The following is a 255-nucleotide window of genomic DNA, read 5'->3' on the forward strand; positions in this document are numbered from 1 at the left end:
GTGTATCTACCCCGCTGGGGGAGATGCGCCTTCTGCTCGGGACTTTTCCAAGTAGGAGAGCAGCATGAAAGTATCTGGTCGAAAGGCCGGATCTGCGCTTTCCCACGCGCCGGACGATTGGTACGCCGTAGATTGGCGTCGGGTTGAACGAAACGTGAGAGGGATGCAGATTCGAATTGCGAAGGCGACGCGGGAAGGCAAATGGCGCAGGGTCAAAGCCTTGCAACGGATGTTGACCCGCACGTTGTCCGCCAA

The 255-nt window shown here is 58.0% G+C and carries 1 protein-coding gene; it reads left to right on the plus strand.

Features of this window, described 5'->3' with window-relative positions:
- Window positions 1-64 precede the first annotated feature (64 nt).
- A partial coding sequence (locus tag ACRXB1_RS37780) for a reverse transcriptase N-terminal domain-containing protein (protein ID WP_449494983.1) occupies window positions 65-255 on the plus strand: 191 nt, incomplete at its 3' end.

The sequence above is a fragment of the Caballeronia sp. M23-90 genome, from assembly GCF_053574605.1.